The organism is Thalassospira sp. CH_XMU1420-2 (assembly GCF_037029325.1).
Classification (GTDB): Bacteria; Pseudomonadota; Alphaproteobacteria; order Rhodospirillales; family Thalassospiraceae; genus Thalassospira; species Thalassospira povalilytica.
The window spans coordinates 202,374-218,741 of sequence record NZ_JAYMEG010000005.1; the positions used below are offsets into that span (position 1 = coordinate 202,374).

General features: G+C 55.9%; 14 protein-coding genes. 6 read left to right on the forward strand and 8 right to left on the reverse strand.

The window, feature by feature from the left end; genetic code table 11:
* The first annotated feature begins 2 nt into the window (after positions 1–2).
* From edd to WA429_RS16250, 3 genes are read left to right on the forward strand one after another with little or no spacing between them, the layout of a single operon-like run.
* Positions 3–1,835: a phosphogluconate dehydratase gene (gene edd / locus WA429_RS16240; RefSeq protein ID WP_068517137.1), complete on the forward strand. Its 1,833-nt coding sequence runs from the start codon at positions 3–5 to the stop codon at positions 1,833–1,835.
* Complete coding sequence (gene glk / locus WA429_RS16245; protein ID WP_206927242.1) at positions 1,835–2,773, forward strand: glucokinase; 939 nt, start codon at positions 1,835–1,837, stop codon at positions 2,771–2,773. The genes edd and glk overlap by 1 nt, the downstream gene beginning before the upstream one ends.
* A gap of 22 nt (positions 2,774–2,795) precedes the next feature.
* A complete protein-coding gene (locus WA429_RS16250; protein ID WP_287466412.1) occupies positions 2,796–3,437 on the forward strand; it encodes a bifunctional 4-hydroxy-2-oxoglutarate aldolase/2-dehydro-3-deoxy-phosphogluconate aldolase in 642 nt (213 codons plus the stop codon).
* Between the two features lie 95 nt (positions 3,438–3,532).
* On the opposite strand, the gene WA429_RS16255 is transcribed toward WA429_RS16250, so the two are convergent.
* Complete coding sequence (locus WA429_RS16255; protein WP_068517140.1) at positions 3,533–3,802, reverse strand: DUF1127 domain-containing protein; 270 nt, start codon at positions 3,800–3,802, stop codon at positions 3,533–3,535.
* A gap of 147 nt (positions 3,803–3,949) precedes the next feature.
* Between WA429_RS16255 and WA429_RS16260 the strand changes: the two genes are divergently transcribed.
* Positions 3,950–4,819 carry a LysR family transcriptional regulator gene (locus WA429_RS16260; RefSeq protein ID WP_068517182.1) on the forward strand — a complete coding sequence of 290 codons (870 nt, stop codon included), beginning with the start codon at positions 3,950–3,952 and terminating at the stop codon, positions 4,817–4,819.
* Between the two features lie 313 nt (positions 4,820–5,132).
* On the opposite strand, the gene WA429_RS16265 is transcribed toward WA429_RS16260, so the two are convergent.
* The gene (locus WA429_RS16265) at positions 5,133–5,411 is read right to left on the reverse strand and encodes a DUF1127 domain-containing protein (RefSeq protein WP_206927244.1); all 279 of its coding nucleotides are present in this window, start codon (positions 5,409–5,411) and stop codon (positions 5,133–5,135) included.
* Between the two features lie 414 nt (positions 5,412–5,825).
* Here WA429_RS16265 and WA429_RS16270 point away from each other — a divergent pair, with 414 nt between their 5' ends.
* Positions 5,826–6,767: a LysR family transcriptional regulator gene (locus WA429_RS16270; RefSeq protein ID WP_287466411.1), complete on the forward strand. Its 942-nt coding sequence runs from the start codon at positions 5,826–5,828 to the stop codon at positions 6,765–6,767.
* A gap of 72 nt (positions 6,768–6,839) precedes the next feature.
* On the opposite strand, the gene WA429_RS16275 is transcribed toward WA429_RS16270, so the two are convergent.
* Genes WA429_RS16275 through WA429_RS16285 form a run of 3 tightly spaced genes read right to left on the reverse strand, consistent with a single transcriptional unit; the run spans position 6,840 to position 9,775 of the window.
* On the reverse strand, positions 6,840–7,961 hold the full coding sequence (locus WA429_RS16275) for a nickel/cobalt transporter (protein WP_287466410.1): 1,122 nt from the start codon (positions 7,959–7,961) through the stop codon (positions 6,840–6,842).
* Entirely contained in the window at positions 7,939–8,586 is a 648-nt protein-coding gene (locus WA429_RS16280) for a DUF1007 family protein (RefSeq protein WP_287466409.1), read from the reverse strand. Before WA429_RS16280 ends, WA429_RS16275 begins: the two co-directional genes overlap by 23 nt.
* A 7-nt stretch (positions 8,587–8,593) precedes the next feature.
* Positions 8,594–9,775, reverse strand: a complete 1,182-nt coding sequence (locus WA429_RS16285; protein WP_287466408.1) for a zinc ABC transporter substrate-binding protein — start codon at positions 9,773–9,775, stop codon at positions 8,594–8,596.
* A gap of 517 nt (positions 9,776–10,292) precedes the next feature.
* Between WA429_RS16285 and WA429_RS16290 the strand changes: the two genes are divergently transcribed.
* On the forward strand, positions 10,293–11,168 hold the full coding sequence (locus WA429_RS16290) for a hypothetical protein (RefSeq protein WP_206927247.1): 876 nt from the start codon (positions 10,293–10,295) through the stop codon (positions 11,166–11,168).
* A 63-nt stretch (positions 11,169–11,231) separates the two neighbouring features.
* Here WA429_RS16290 and WA429_RS16295 read toward each other — a convergent pair whose 3' ends face one another.
* From WA429_RS16295 to WA429_RS16305, 3 genes are all read right to left on the reverse strand, one after another.
* Positions 11,232–12,815 (reverse strand): SpoVR family protein, encoded by a 1,584-nt coding sequence (locus WA429_RS16295; protein WP_287466407.1) that lies wholly within the window; start codon positions 12,813–12,815, stop codon positions 11,232–11,234.
* Complete coding sequence (locus tag WA429_RS16300; RefSeq protein WP_287466406.1) at positions 12,812–14,149, reverse strand: YeaH/YhbH family protein; 1,338 nt, start codon at positions 14,147–14,149, stop codon at positions 12,812–12,814. Before WA429_RS16300 ends, WA429_RS16295 begins: the two co-directional genes overlap by 4 nt.
* A gap of 178 nt (positions 14,150–14,327) precedes the next feature.
* Positions 14,328–16,274: a PrkA family serine protein kinase gene (locus WA429_RS16305; RefSeq protein WP_068517148.1), complete on the reverse strand. Its 1,947-nt coding sequence runs from the start codon at positions 16,272–16,274 to the stop codon at positions 14,328–14,330.
* Positions 16,275–16,368 lie beyond the last annotated feature (94 nt).

Genomic DNA, 16,368 nt, shown 5'->3' on the forward strand with positions numbered 1-16,368 from the left:
CCATGAAACGTGAAATAGAACAGATTACAAAACGCATTATCGAGCGTTCAAAACCAACCCGCGAAGCCTATCTTGCCAAGATCGAGGCTGCTGCGTCTGATCGTCCGCATCGTTCTTCCCTGTCCTGTGGTAACCTTGCCCACGCATCGGCGGGCTGTGGTGCGGCTGAAAAGGCCCGCATCAACGGGGACGAGGGCGCAAACCTTGGCATCGTTACATCCTATAACGATATGCTTTCGGCCCATCAGCCGCTTGGCGTCTATCCCGACCTGATCAAAAAGGCCGTGTTCGAAGCCGGGGCAACCGCACAGGTTGCCGGTGGTGTGCCTGCCATGTGTGATGGCGTGACCCAGGGCCGCCCGGGCATGGAGCTCAGCCTGTTCTCGCGCGATGTCATCGCGATGTCGACGGCGGTTTCGCTGTCGCATGATGTGTTTGACGGTGCGCTTTATCTTGGTGTCTGTGACAAGATCGTTCCCGGTCTTGTCATGGGGGCACTTTCCTATGGTCATATCCCGGCGGTGTTTGTTCCGGCCGGTCCGATGCCATCGGGATTGCCCAACAATGAAAAGGCCCGCATTCGTCAGCTTTATGCCCAGGGCAAGGTTGGCCGCAAGGAACTTCTGGAAGCCGAAACCGCGTCCTATCACAGCCCGGGTACCTGTACTTTCTATGGGACCGCGAATTCCAACCAGATGCTGATGGAAGTCATGGGGCTGCATCTTCCCGGTGCGGCGTTTGTTAATCCGAATACCGAACTGCGCGACGCCCTGACCGAAGAAGCCGCGCGCCGTGCACTTGCCATCACCAAGCTTGGCAATGACTATCGCCCGATTGGCAAAATCCTTGATGAAAAGGCTTTTGTGAACGGCATCGTCGGTCTTCTGGCGACCGGTGGTTCGACCAACCATACCCTGCATCTTCCGGCCATGGCACGTGCCGCCGGGATCGAGCTGCGCTGGGATGACTTTGACGAACTGTCGCGTGTCGTGCCGTTGCTGTGCCGTGTTTATCCAAACGGTCAGGCCGATGTGAACCATTTCCATGCTGCTGGCGGCATGGGCTTTGTCATTTCCGATCTTCTGAAGAACGGCATCCTGCATCCGGATCTGGAAACCATCCATACCGGGGGCATGGCGGCCTATGGCACCGAGCCGTATCTTGATAATGGCAAACTTGCCTGGCGTGATGCGCCGGCCAACAGCCATGATGAAGAAATCCTGCGTCCGACCGAAAAGGCATTCAGTGCCGATGGCGGTCTGCGCATGCTGTCGGGCAATCTTGGCCGTGCCGTGATCAAGGTTTCCGCAGTCAAGCCGGAAAACCGCGTGATCGAAGCCCCGGCAGCGGTGTTTACATCGCAAGAAGCCATGATGGATGCCTTCAAGGAAGGCAAACTGCATCGTGACGTTGTTTGTGTTGTGCGCTTCCAGGGGCCGAAAGCCAACGGCATGCCGGAACTGCATAAACTGACCCCGCCGCTGGGCGTGCTTCAGGATCTTGGTTACAAGGTTGCCCTTGTTACCGATGGTCGGATGTCGGGGGCATCGGGCAAGGTTCCCGCTGCGATCCACGTCACGCCGGAAGGCATGATGAACGGCCCGATTGCCAAGGTCAAAGACGGCGATATCGTCCGTCTGGATGCCGAAACCGGCGAATTGATCCTGAATGTCTCTGATGCCGAGCTGGCCAAACGCGACTTTGCGACCTTTGACAACAAGGCCGAACATCAGGACGGCTTTGGCCGTGAAATGTTTGGCGTGTTCCGTGAACATGTTGGTCTGGCAGAATTGGGTGCCAGTGCTGCCTTCCCGGGGGAGGCAGAAGTCGCGTAATGCAGCTGGTTGGTGATATTGGCGGGACCAATGCCCGCTTTGCCTGGCTTGACGATGCGGGCAATCCCCATACGCCGATGACATTGCCGGTGCGCGAATATGCGGCCATCGGCGATGCCATGCGGGACTTTATGGTCAGGACCGACTGTTCGGACTTGCGTGAATTCGCGGTGGCCGTGGCATGCCCGGCCATGGCCGATACCATCAAGTTCACCAATAATCCGTGGGTATTCTCCAAGGAGGCGCTCAAGGCCGAGTTCAATCTTGATCGTCTTGTCGTGGTCAATGATTTCACCGGTCTTGCCATGTCGGTGCCCTATCTTGGTCCGGAAGACCTGATTACGCTGTTTGACGGGCCGGGCCGTCCGGGGCTGCCATTGGCGGTGATCGGGGCGGGCACCGGTTTGGGTGTTTCGGGTCTGTTGCCCCACGAAGGTCACTGGTTGCCGATCCAGGGCGAAGGCGGGCATGTGTCCCTGCCTGCGGTGGATGATCTTGATTACGAGATCGTCAAATTCCTGACCGGTGAACTGGGCCGTGTTTCGGCCGAACGCATCCTGTCAGGCATGGGGATTGAAAACCTGTATCGGGCGCTGGCAGCGATTGACGGTATTGCGGTAACCCCCAAAACAGCAGCCGAAGTTGTCGATGGCGCACTTAAGGACGGGGATGCCCTGTGTCTTAAGGTGCTTGAACGCTTCTGCCTGTTTATGGGCGGGGTTGCCGGTGATCTTGTCCTGACGCTCGGCGCCTTTGACGGGGTCTTTATTGGTGGCGGCATTGGCCCGCGTATTGCCGATTACATGAAACAAAGCGGCCTGAAAGAGCGCATGATCGCCAAGGGCCGCTTCCGTGATTTGATGAATGATGTGCCGGTACGTCTGATGACGGCGAAATACCCGGCCCTGATTGGCTGTGCCAAGATTTTGACGGCCTGATCAGGAAACAGGAGGAATATTTATGAGCCTTTCATCGCGTGAAATTCTGTCCAAAGCCCCGGTTGTGCCGGTTCTGGTGATTGAAGACGCCAACGACGCCGTTCCTTTGGCCAAGGCACTGGTTGCCGGTGGTTTGCCGGTGCTTGAAATTACCCTGCGGTCCGATGCCGCCGAAGAAAGCATCAAGCGCATTATCGCCGAAGTCCCCGACGCCATCACCGGTGCGGGTACCGTGATCAATGCCAAGCAGATGGAACGTATGGCTGAAATTGGCTGTGCCTTTGCCGTCTCGCCGGGCCATAGTGAAGGCTTGCTCAAGGCAGCAGCCGATACCGGATGCCCGTTGCTTCCGGGGGCTGGTACGCCGTCTGAAATCATGAACCTGCTTGATCATGGCTATGACACGCTGAAATTCTTCCCGGCCGAACAACAGGGCGGTGTTTCGATGCTCAAGGCAATTTCGGGTCCGCTGCCCCAGGTCAAATTCTGCCCGACGGGTGGGGTTTCGCTTAATAATCTCGCCGATTATTTGGCGCTGCCTAATATTATCACGGTCGGCGGGTCCTGGGTGGCCCCCAAGGATGCGGTCAAGGCCGGTGATTGGGACCGGATTACCAAGCTGGCCCAGGAAGCATCCGACCGGGTCAACGCCCTTCGCGGCTGACGACAATCAAATCATCATACAAATAAAAAGGGACCCGTTCGGGTCCCTTTTTGCGTTTGCGGGCAAACATTGTGCGGTGGTGGGCGCGTGGGGGATTAGCGGCTTTGCGGTTGGTTCCGGTTCGGGAACGGACGATCGGTGATCCGTTCGACATACCAGCGTTCGCCATCAAATTTCCGTTGCAGACCGACATCTTCAAGTTGCGCGTCGCTAAGCGTGCTGAGCACTTCGCGCTGGTTCTTGCGTTTGCGGGCCTCGATCGAATAATTGACGATCCTGTCGATCAGGGCGCCAAACGGCATGCGTTTGGCAAAGGGATCGGTCGCGACATCGAATGGTTTTTGGGTCGAAATCTGGTGCGCCATATCGGCCTCCTGATATCTCTGGTTGAGTTGTCTTGTTGATGGTTTGATCGTCCCATATGCAAAATAAAACAGGAATTCGGTTGTTTCGCAGATTTAATGTGCAAAAATAACCAGAATGATTTCGATCGCGACCGACAGGGTGCAGGGATGAACTGGAACGATTTACGCTATTTTCTTGTTCTGGCCGAAGAAGGCAGCCTTTCCGGGGCGGCCAGACGGCTGCGCAAGGAACACACAACTGTTGCGCGCCGCATCGAATCCCTTGAAAGCGATGTCGGGACCAAGCTGTTTGATCGCTTGCCGCGCGGCTGGCAATTGACCACGGCGGGGCAGAACCTTGTGCCGGTTGCCGAACGGGTCGAACAGGAAGCACTGAGTTTCGAGCGCCAGGCCAAGGGCGATGAAGCCGCCCACGGGGTGGTGCGGATTTCCGTGCCGCCGGTTGCCGGGCGTGTGTTGTTTGCCCCGCGGCTGGCGCGGCTGTTGACCGCGCATAAGGGGCTTGAATTTGAAATCATCGGGGCGGCGAATGTGGTCAATCTGGCACGGCGCGAAGCCGATATTGCCGTGCGTATGGTGACCCCGCGCGAACCCGGCCTGATCACGCGCAAGCTTTTGGAACTTGGCGTCGGGCTGTATGGGGCGGCGGGATATCGTGACCAGGTGCCGGAACCCGATTGGGAATTCTGCGGCTATGAAGATACGGCCTACGGGGCCTCGAAAAAGGAATGGGTGCGCACGGTTCTGGGGCGGGAATTGCCCTGCCGTTTCCGTGCCGATGATACCGAAACGGTTCGCCAGTTCATCGCAGCCGGCCACGGGGTTGGCGTTCTTCCCCGCTATCTGGGTGACAAGGATGACCGGCTGGAACTGATCCATGCCGATACTGACGGGCATGGTCGCGAAACCGGCTGGCTGGTTGTCCATCCCGACATGCGCCGTTCCCCCGGTGTGCGGCTGGTGATGGATGCGCTGATCAAGGCCGCAGATGAAATCGCCGAGGAATTCCAGATTTAAAGCCGTCATCCAGCCCCCCGTCTTTCTCCGGCATCGGAGTTGCGAGTTGCGAGCTGGGACTTCGGGGTTCAGCGTTCCGAGTTGAAAGGTCTGAGTTCCGAATTCGGAACATGCGGCGGGCGCTTGGGGCGCGCGTTTTGGTATGGGCCGAGTAACAGTTACATCGTCAAAGACAAAGGCCTCCGACTGGCGGAGGCCTTTTCCATGCCCTGAGGGAGGCATTGGCCCCAAAGCCGATACCCCTATCGGTTCTGAGGCCGGTATCAAAGCGTGTCGATTGCCGCAGGTTGGACCCTTGGCCGCTTTGATCTGGTTATGCGGACCGCCGGTTGATCCGGCCATCGTCGGACCGTTCAAGACCGATGTCGCGCAATTGGGTGTCGCTCAGACGGGTCAGGGCAACGCGACTTTGATACCGCTTATAGGATGCCGCCAGAGTTCCAATAATTGCCGTGATGATAGCGCTAACACCCTTGGAAATGCTGGGGCGCGAGGGCGGGGTGGTCTGGCGTGACGCAGCCATCACCGACAGGCTTTTTGCCGAAACGCAACCAACGACGGGATTGCAATCGATCTGGTTATGGATAGCCATTCTGATGCTCCTTGATCGTGGGGGCTGTTGTGATGCACCAACATTGCCATGCGCAGAAATGCAAAGGAATTCCGATAAAATGCGCTATAGTTGTGCAATATTGCGCGGTTGAGCCATCGGCCGTCAGGCAATAGAGCAAAGTGAGTAAACTGTGCGCCGGTGACCATCATCGCGAAGGGGCCTGCTCCGTTCGGGTATGGCGGTTTGGCACAGGTGAGGACCGGTTCGGCTTGGTGCTGGGGAAGGTTTGATCGGGGCTATCAAGGTTAGTTGGCCTGATTGGTGCCGGTCAGAGCAGATCAGGTGACGTCGTGTCACTTTGTGTCACGTCACGTGGTCAGGTCATCAGGTCATCAGGTCAGCTCGGTTTGGGGAGCAACGGCATGGGCTTGCCTGACTATCGGGCTGCCGGTGATGGCGGTTGAGGGTGATGGCAAAGGCAATGGCAATGGCAATGGCATGACAATGGCAAGACAGGGGGGATCGATGAACTGGAATGATTTGCGGTTTTTTGTCGCGGTGGCACAGGCCGGCACTCTTTCCGGGGCAGCACGCCGGTTGGGAAAGGATCACACCACCGTTGCCCGGCGGATCGAGGCGCTGGAAGCCGATCTTGGCGCGCATCTGTTTGATCGTCTGGCGACCGGCTGGAAATTGACCGAAGCGGGCGAGAATCTGGTGCCGGTGGCCGGCCGGATTGAAGAAGATGTTCTGGCGTTTGAACGTCAGGCCCGCGGTGATGAAACCGCACACGGGGTTGTGCGCATTGCGGTCCCGCCCGCTGCCGGACGTTTGCTGTTTGCCCCGCGACTGGCCGAGTTGCTGCGTGACCAGAAAAATCTGGAATACGAGATTTTGGGATCAAGCGTCATCGCCAACCTTGCCCGCCGCGAGGCGGATGTGGCAGTGCGCATGGCAACCCCGGATCAAAGCGGCCTGATCGTGCGCAAGCTGACCAATCTGCGTTTTGCGGTCTACGCCGCCAAGGGCTATACCGACCGGGTCCCGCGCAAGGATTGGGAATTTTGTGCAGACGGGCGCAACACATTTGGCGATTACCAGCAAGGCTGGGTCTGGGAAACGCTGGAACAGAAATTGCCGATGCGGGTCAAGGCCGATGACAGCCAGACGGTTCTGGCCTTTGTTGCCGCCGGGCATGGGTTGGGATTGTTGCCGCGCTATATGGCCGATCTTGATGATCGTCTGGAACTGGTTTTCGATGACAAACTGGGCGAGGTCAGCAAGCCGGTCTGGCTGGTGGTCCATCCCGATATGCGCCGGTCACCCGGGGTCCGCATGGTGATGGATGCCCTGATCAAGGCAACAGAAAGCATCCCGGCCCAATTCAAATCCTGAACGTTCACCCCCCCCCCCCCCGCAGGCAAAGCCCGATCCGCAGAGAGACCGATCAGCAGAAGGCAAGGTGGGTCAAAGCCATCCCATCTGGCGGGCTGATGCCAGCAACAGCATGACCCCGAACAGGGTGATGGTCGCCGCACCGGCAAAGCCGACACCACGCCGCACGATCCCCGATGTGCTGTCGGACAGATCAAACAGATGCCGGGTGCCGGTGCGAATGCCGATCGCGGCAAGCCCGATCAGGCTGATGGTCAATGCCACCCCGGCTGCCATGGCAAAGGCAGCCCCGATGCCAACCAGAAACATGCCGTTGGCAAGGGTAAAGAGCAGTACCAGAATCGAACCCGTACAGGGACGCAGCCCGACAACCACGCCACTTGCAATCATCTGCCAGCGTGTTTGCGCCGTCGAAGCAGGGGCGTTTTGATGCGCATGTGCATGGTCATGTGTGTGTTGATGGCTGTCGTCATGTCTGTGTTCGTCATGCCCGTGCCCGTCATGCCCATGACTGTGGTGATCGGCATGGTTACAAGCATGGTGGGAGTGGGTGTCATCATGGTGGTGATGATGATCGTGGTTGTGATCATGGTCGTGATGTTGATGGGGGTGACCGCCATGGTCACAGCAATCATCCCGGCCCTGAAGAATGCGCAGGCACATCAGCCCGCCCAGAAGGGCGATCAGGGCATATGACACGGCCTCCATCACCAGTCCGTTGCGGGTAATGGCCGTCGGGCCAAGATTGAGAACAAGCGTAAGCGACCCGACAAGAATGATCGCCGAGACGGCCTGCACGGCTGCGATCAGGCTGCCCATGGCGACACCCTGTTTCCAGCCGGCATCGCGCGACAGGAAATAGGTGGTGGTGATCATTTTGCCATGACCGGGGCCTGCCGCATGAAAAACGCCATAGGCAAAAGACAGGGCAATGATCATCAGTCCGGGCCAGAAACTGTCACCGGATTTGGCTTCGCGCAGGGTGGCGGTGATTTCGCGGTTCAGTTTGGTCTGGATAATGACGGTTTGACCGACAATGTCTGACAACCAGCCGGGCAGGGTGATCATGCTGTCTTCTGCCCGGGATGGTGCGGATGGCGCGGATGGTGCGGTGTCGGTACTGTCCGACGCACCGCGGCCCAGAAGGTTTGATGATTGGGCGGCTGCCGGATTACTCGACGCGAACGAAATCACCAGGAGCAAGGCCGCCAGAACTGCCGCCAGCCGCCACCTTGCCTGCGCAAACAAGATCGGCGCGGACCGGTGCGACAAGGTCAAAATAGATGCGGTTCTTTTCATCTTCGCTCATCTCGAAATGGCAGGACAGGTTCTTGGTGCCGACAAACAGTACGGGATCAACCTGTGTGAAAGCGACATCGATGTAATATTCGGCGTCATAGACAGACAGGCTGATTTTGTCCTTTTTGGGGTCAAGCGGCTGGTCAAGGGTCAGCGTGAAATCATATGTCACGCGCCGGTCATCGGTAATGTCGGCCTTGAAATCGGTCGCACCGGCAAAGGCAAGAAGTTCTTCGTTGCGGCGCAGATGGGTCAGCCAGGAAACTTCGGCAAGGGCGGCAAAGGCATTGTCGCGCAGATTGGTGTTTTCATCGCCAAAGAACCGGGTGTCATGGTTATGGTCGAATTCATCAATCAGCGTCATGCTGAACAGGTCGTCAAACAGCCAGTGCACACGAATTCCGGTAATCCGGTCGTTTTCAAACACAAATTCGGCGCTGGCATCAATCCATACATGGGGATGCGCCAACGCCGCCTGACCGGTTGCCAGCAACGAGGTGCCGGCAACCAGAGCAGTCATAACGGTTTTACGAACCCTGTCCGAGGCAATCGACAAGGGCGTCAACATTCTGTGCAAGGATTTGCTGATAGGTGTCCGGCCCCGCCTTGAGATCGGCACCCAGCGGGTCAAGCGTTCCGGTACGGATGCCGGTATCTGACACAACAGCCTGAACAACTGCCGGACGGAATTGCGGTTCGGCAAAGATGCAAACGGCACCGGTATCGCGAATTTTGTCTTCGATCTCATGGAGGCGCTTGGCTCCGGGCTTCTGGTCGGGGGACACGGTGATCGACCCAACCGCTGTCAAACCAAATCCGGCTTCCAGATACTGATAGGCATCATGGAAAACGACATAGGGTTTGCCCTGAATCGGGGCGACCTTCTGGCGCAGATCATTGCCAAGACTGGTCAGGCTGGCAAGTAACGTTTTCAGATTGTCGCGATAGGCATCGGCGTGTTCCGGGTCGATTTCGACCAGTTCATCGGTGATTGCGATGGCAATGCTTGCGCCATTGGCCGGATCCATCCAGATATGCGGATCAATGCCGCCATGTTCGTGATGGTGATCTTCGTCACTGTCATGGGCGTCCGCGGCGTGATCGTGGTCGTGATCGTGATCATCTGCTTCTTTGGCGTCGTCATGATGATGGTCTTTGTCATGATCATCATGGGCATGGTCATCATGAGCATGCTCATTGTGGTCATCATGGTCGCCGTGCGCGTGATCATCATGTTCGTCATGGTCATGGTGATCATCATCATGGCCGGCATGATCTTCATCGTGATCGCCATGCTGGTGGGCTTCCCATGCGCCACCATCGCGCATTTTACGAAGCGCCATGCCTTCGACGGCGACCAGTTCAAGCTGATGGCTGGATTTGGAAAGTGTCTGCAACGGTTTTTGCAGGAAACCTTCCAGTGAATGGGAAACATATACAACCAGATCGGCCTCGCTAAGCGCACGTGCTTCGCTGGGGCGCAGGGAATAGGCATGCGGGGAAGATGCCCCGTCAACCAGCAAGGCCGGTTCGCCGATATCCTTCATGATGGCACTGGCGATCGAATGGATCGGCTTGATGGATGTGACAACCTTGGGGGCATCATCACCGTGGGCCGATGCCGACCCGGCCGGGATGGCAATCAGCGGCAAGGTGGCAAGGGACGCGGCAAAAAACGCGCGGCGAAAAACAGGGGAGAAGTCAGGCATGTAACCGATCCGGTCTGGAGTGGGGAAGATTTCGATGACCTGATGTTGTTATGATATAACATAACAATCGGTCAAGCGAAAACTCGATACCGGTACTCATTTCAGGATGGAAATGACCGACCGACTGTGAAGCAGGCCACTGTGATCAAGCGACAGGCGACCGCTTTGAATTACCGATTTCAGCCGAAAGAAGCGTGACGGACGGGACAGGACTGGTCGGCGATAAATATGGAAATAGGAAAATCATTCCGCGCGAAAGGATCAAAATCGACGTTATTAGGTGAAATTTGATCCAATTAGAATTTACCAATTGATCCAAATAGAAAGATTGCACAGTCGAAACAAAAAATCTGCGAATGGAGTTGCGGCGATCCGTGCCCTGGACCGCGTTGTTGTCGGGCCAAAACAGATGCCCAAAACATAAGACTGTGTGACCGGTCGGGACTTTAATTGATGGGGTGTGATCCCAATCTACCAGAGGTAGATGTTGTTCATGTTTTCGGGTTTGAGGAACGGCGTGCTTAAATTTTGCAAATGGTTGATTGTCCCGGTGCTGGGATTGTTTGTTATTGGCATTGCAATTTCAAAGCCGTCGCAAGCCGAGACATTCCGCATCGCACTTGTCGGTGACCCGAAAAGCGGGCCTTTTTCCTATCAGTACAAGTTGCTTGAACTTGCCCTTGATCATGCGGGCGGGGACCATCAGGTCGAATATATCGCCTTTGACGGGGCGACGGCCAAACGCATCATGCAGCAAATGGAAGATGGCCAGATCGATGTGATGTTTGCGGGCTATCGCCCCGAATTCGAGCAGGATTTTTCCCAGGTCTATGTGCCACTGACCCGCGGTATTCTGGGGCATCGGGTTTTTGTGACCCGGCCCGATATGGCCCAGGCGCTTAATGAAGTCGAGACGCTGGATGATCTGAAAGGTCATTGCATCGGGTCGGGCGCGGACTGGCTGGATACCAGAATCCTTGAAACCAACGGATTTTGTGTTGAAAAGGCGACATACGAAAATCTGTGGCGGATGCTTGATCACGGGCGGTTCGATCTTTTGAATCGCGGGGCCCATGAAGTTCATGCCGAAATCGGTCTGGCCCTTGATGCGGGGATGGATCTGGTTGTTGATCAGAATATCCTTCTGATCTATCCGCTGGATTTCTTTTTCTATGTGCGGGCCGATGACAGGGCCCGCCATGCAATCATCACAGAAGGGTTGCAGGCGGCCTATGAGAACGGGGCCTTCATGCGCAATTTCTATTCCGATCCGGGAATTGCCCGGTCATTGCGTCTGATCCGTGACAGCAAGCGCAAGGTGTTTCGCATCCCAAATCCCTATATGTCGTCGCAAACCCATGCGGTGGCCAACAGCTATTGGGAAGGCTATTAGGCGGGCTTGAAACCAGTTGGGCGGCCCAGTTGGACGGCGGGGCATAGACCGCGGGTCACAAGATCAGGAAGTTGCCAGATCTTCGGGCGTGTAATTCATTTCATGAAGAATTTCGCCGGTTTCATAATCAACCGCCTGAAGTGTCACGCCATATCCCCACAATTGCCCGATATAGCCAAGTGTCATCTGGGCTTCGGCTTTTTCAAGGCGGATGCCTTCATGTTCGGTATGTTGCACATAAAGCTGGCGATTGCCGCGGATATCGACATCGACCACCTGCATGTCGGGTTCACGCACCGAAATGTCATGCATCCGGGCCAGTGACCGGCGGACCTTGCGATAGCCGTTATCATCATGAATGGCCGCGACTTCGAGATGCGGGGATGTGCTTTGATCATCGATCATGAACATCCGCATGTCGCGCATCAGTTTGGGCGACAGGAATTGCAGGATGAAGCTTTCATCGCGGTAATGTGCCCAGGCTTCCTTGAGCGTTTCCACCGGCTCATTATTCCCGGCGATATCGGGGAACCATTTGCGGTCCTCGTCGGTGGGCTCAACACAGATGCGGTGGATATCCTGCATCATGGCAAAGCCCAGCGCATAGGGATTGAACCCGGAATAGCGCGGATCGTCATATTCGGCCTGAAACACGACGCGCGAATGGTAATCGATGAATTCCATCATCGCACCTTCTGAAATCAGGCCCCTGTCATACAGGCTGTTCATGATGGCGTAATGCACATAGCACGCACAGCCTTCATTCATCATTTTGGTCTGTTTCTGGGGATAGAAATACTGACCGATATTGCGCACGATCCGCAGGATTTCTCGTTCCCATGCCTGAAGCGACGGTGCATTTTTTTCCAGGAAATAAAGCAGGTTTTCTTCGGGAAGGCCGAATTGGGCGCGGCGTTCCTCGATCCGCATTTTGCGTTTGAGCTCGTCCATATCCTGATCGCCCTGATCAGGCTGGGGCAGGGTGCGCCACAGATCGTTATAGGTTTCGTCTTCGTATTTGGCCCGTTCGCGTTCACGTTCCAGTTCGACCGCAAGATTGGGCTTTTCCGGATGGGAATAACGGTTAACCCCCTGTTCCATCAGGGCATGGGCGGCATCAAGTACCCGTTCGACCGCGTCAAAGCCGTACCGGTCTTCGCATTTGGCGATATAGCCCTTGGCGAATTGCAGATAATCCAGAATGCCTTCGGCATCGGTCCATTGTTTGAACAGATAGTTGTTTTTGAAAAAATGGTTATGCCCGAACGCGGCATGGGCCATGACCAGTGCCTGCATGACGATGGTGTTTTCTTCCATCACATAGGAAATGCAGGGGTTCGAATTGATCACGATTTCATAGGCCAGCCCCTGATAGCCTTTGCGATACATGACATCGTCGCGCACGAACCGTTTGCCGAACGACCAGTGGTGATACATCAAGGGCATGCCGATCGATGAATAGGCATCAAGCATCTGTTCGGAGGTGATGACTTCGACCTGGTTGGGATAGACATCAAGTTTGAGTTCATTGATCGCGATGTCTTCAATCGCGTCATAGGTCGCCTTGAGCGTTTCGAAATCCCAGTCGGCACTGGTGAAAAGCAGTTTGCCATTATCAGCTTCGGAGGATCTGGTTTTGGTGCTCATAGCCGTGCCTCCGTGCGGTTTTTGGCAAAGAGTTCCCGGAATACCGGGAAGATGTCGGCGGCCTTTGTCACCCGTTTAAGGGCAAAGCGCGGATTGTGCGACGCCAGCGGGGCATAGGCCTTCCACAGGGCGGTTTCGCCTTCGGCAGCGGCGAAAATCTCTGCCTCGCGTTCATCAGTGATTTCGATATAGGCGTAATACTGGCATTTCGGCAAAAGGTCTTCGGCCAGCAGGCTGGTGCATTTGGCGCCATCATTGGAATAGTTGTCGCCATCGGATGCCTGTGCGGCATAGATGTTCCACTGATCGGTGGGATAGCGGTCCTTGAGCACCTTTTTCATTTCTTCAAGGGCGGTGGAAACAATGGTGCCGCCGGTTTCGCGCGAATAGAAAAAGGTTTCTTCATCAACTTCGGCGGCGCGTGACGTGTGGCGGATGAACACCACTTCGACATGTTCGTAGCGCCGATGCAAAAACAGATGCAGCAACATGAAGAAGCGCTTGGCCAGTTCCTTCATCTGTTCGGACATCGATCCCGATACATCCATCAGACAGAACATCACCGCCTGGGTGTTGGGATCGGGGATTTGCTGGAACTGGTTATAGCGGGTATCGATCGGATCAATGAACGGGATCGCCTTCATGCGGCGTTTGGCTTCTTCAAGATCGGCCAGCAATCCGTGCAGGCTGTCTTCGTCGGCCTTGGTCAGTTTGCCATTGGGGCGTTTTTCGGCCTTGGCCTGAAGGGCTGCGATCTTTTCTTCGAGTTCGCGGACTTCGGCGGTTTTGGGCCGTCTAAGGCCAATGCGCCGGGCCAGTGAATTGCGCATGGTGCGCACAAGGCTCAGGTTGGCGGGCGTGCCTTCAACCGAAAAGCCCGCACGCGCATTGCGAAACGCGGTGGTCTGTTTCAGGCTTTTTTTCAAAAGGTCCGGCAGTTCGAGATCTTCGAAAAAGATATCAAGGAATTCGTCACGGGTCAGGGTGAACTGGAAATCATCCTCGCCGTCGCCATCGGGGCTTGCCTTTGACCCGCCAGCCCCGGCGTCACCACCTTGCGGGCGGGCGATGCGGTCGCCCTGAACGAATTTCTTGTTACCGGGCAGGACATAGTTGCGGTTGCCGCCCCGTCCGGCATGGTGGAAGCCCGGTTCTTTCAATGTCTTGCCGGGAATGGTGATCTGATCGCCGCTGGTGATATCGGTGATGCCGCGCGACCGGATGGTGTCTTCGACGGCTTTTTTGATCTGGGCCTTGGCCCGGCGCATGAAACGCTGTCGGTTGCCAAGACTTTTGCCTGTCGGGTTCTTGCGGCGGTCAACGATATACAGCATGGGCATTCACATCCTTGGACCGACATGCCGGGATAAGGGGCCGTCATGTCATGTGCAGGTCGCTTGGGCCTTTGGTCTTTGACAGGATGGGCGAAAGGGTGCCCATCCTGCGACGGGATAAAAGCCGGGCGGACAAGGGAGAAACCGCCCGGCAGGGTCGGTAAGCCGAGGGCGTGGCTTAGCCGGCCTTATTAACGCGCATATACCATTCGACCAGACGGCGGGTCTGACGTTCGGTATAGCTTCGATCGATCATGCGTTTGACGAACTCGTTATGTTTCTTTTCGGTTTCGCTGTCTTTTTTCGAACCGAACGAAATCACCGGCAGAAGGTCTTCGACCTGGCTGAACATGCGTTTTTCAATCACATCACGCAGTTTCTCATAAGACGTCCAGGACGGGTTTTTGCCCTTGTTGTTCGCACGTGCGCGCAGGGCAAATTTGACGACCTCGTTGCGGAAGTCCTTGGGATTGGCGATGCCGGCCGGTTTTTCGATTTTCGAAAGTTCCTGATCAATGATCTTGCGATCAAGAAGCTGTCCGGTATCGGGGTCCTTGAAGTCTTGATCCTCGATCCAGGCATCGGCATAGGACACGTAGCGATCAAACAGGTTCTGACCGTAATCGGAATAGCTTTCGAGATAGGCCTTCTGGATTTCTGCCCCGATAAATTCGGCATAACGCGGGGCCAGTTCGGACTTGATGAAGTCCATATAATCCTTTTCGCGTTCTTCGGGATATTGTTCACGCCGGATCGCCTGTTCAAGCACATACATCAGATGCACCGGATCGGCGGCAACTTCGTGGGTGTCATGGTTGAAGGTTTCAGACAGAACCTTGAAGGCAAACCGGGTGGAAATGCCGTCCATGCCTTCGTCGACACCGGCGGTATCGCGGTATTCCTGCATGGATTTGGCTTTGGGGTCGACATCCTTCAATGTCTCGCCGTCATAGACCCGCATCTTGGAGTAAAGGTTGGAGTTTTCATGTTCCTGTAGCCGCGACAGGACCGAAAACTGTGCCAGCATCTTGAGCGTTCCGGGCGCGCAGGCACCCTGTTCAAGTTCTGATCCCTGAAGCAGTTTTTCATAGATCATGGTTTCTTCGGTAACCCGCAGGCAATAGGGGACCTTGATCACCGAGATACGATCAATGAAGGCTTCGTTGTTCTTGTTGGATTTGAAGGTCTGCCATTCGGCTTCGTTCGAATGGGCAAGGATCAAGCCCTGGAACGGGATTGCGCCAAGGTTTTCCGTGCCGATATAGTTGCTTTCCTGGGTTGCGGTCAGAAGCGGATGGAGCATCTTGATCGGGGCCTTGAACATTTCGACAAATTCAAGCAAGCCCTGATTGGCGCGGTTCAGACCACCGGAATAGCTATAGGCATCCGGGTCGTTCTGACTGAAATATTCAAGTTTGCGGATATCGACCTTGCCGACCAGTGACGAGATATCCTGATTGTTTTCATCACCTGGTTCGGTCTTGGCGATTGCGATCTGACGCAGGCGCGACGGGATCAGCTTGACCACCGAGAATTTGGAAAGATCGCCGCCAAATTCGTCAAGGCGCTTGACCGCCCAGGGCGACATAAGCCCGGTCAGGCGGCGTTTGGGAATACCGTATTTGTCCTGGATGGCATCGCCCATTTTGGCCGGGTTGAACAGGCCAAGCGGGCTTTCAAAAACCGGGCTGATCACATCCCCGGCCTTCAGAACATAGATCGGTTCGCGTTCCATCAGCTCCTTGAGCCGTTCGGCAAGCGAACTTTTGCCGCCGCCAACCGGACCGAGCAGATAAAGAACCTGTTTGCGTTCCTCAAGCCCCTGGGCCGCATATTTGAAGAAGCCGACAATGCGTTCGACGGTTTCTTCCATGCCAAAGAAATCGGCAAAGGCAGGGTAACGTTTGATGGTTCGGTTCAGGAAAATACGGCCAAGGCGGGGATCGGTCGATGTATCGATCAGTTCCGGTTCGCCAATCGCCGTGATCATGCGTTCCGCGGCCGAGGCATAGGCCGTTGGATCTTCGCGACATAGATTAAGGTAGTCACGGATGGTCAGTTCGGTTTCTTGCTTTCCGTCATACCCTTCCGCATACAGCTCGAAGATGTCCTTGTCTTCAGCCATGGCGCGGTCTCCTTTCAAACGTTATCCCTTTGGTATCGAACGATCGTTTCCTGTCCTGCCTGTTTTGCGTTGCAGCAGACCTGTTGATGGCCGC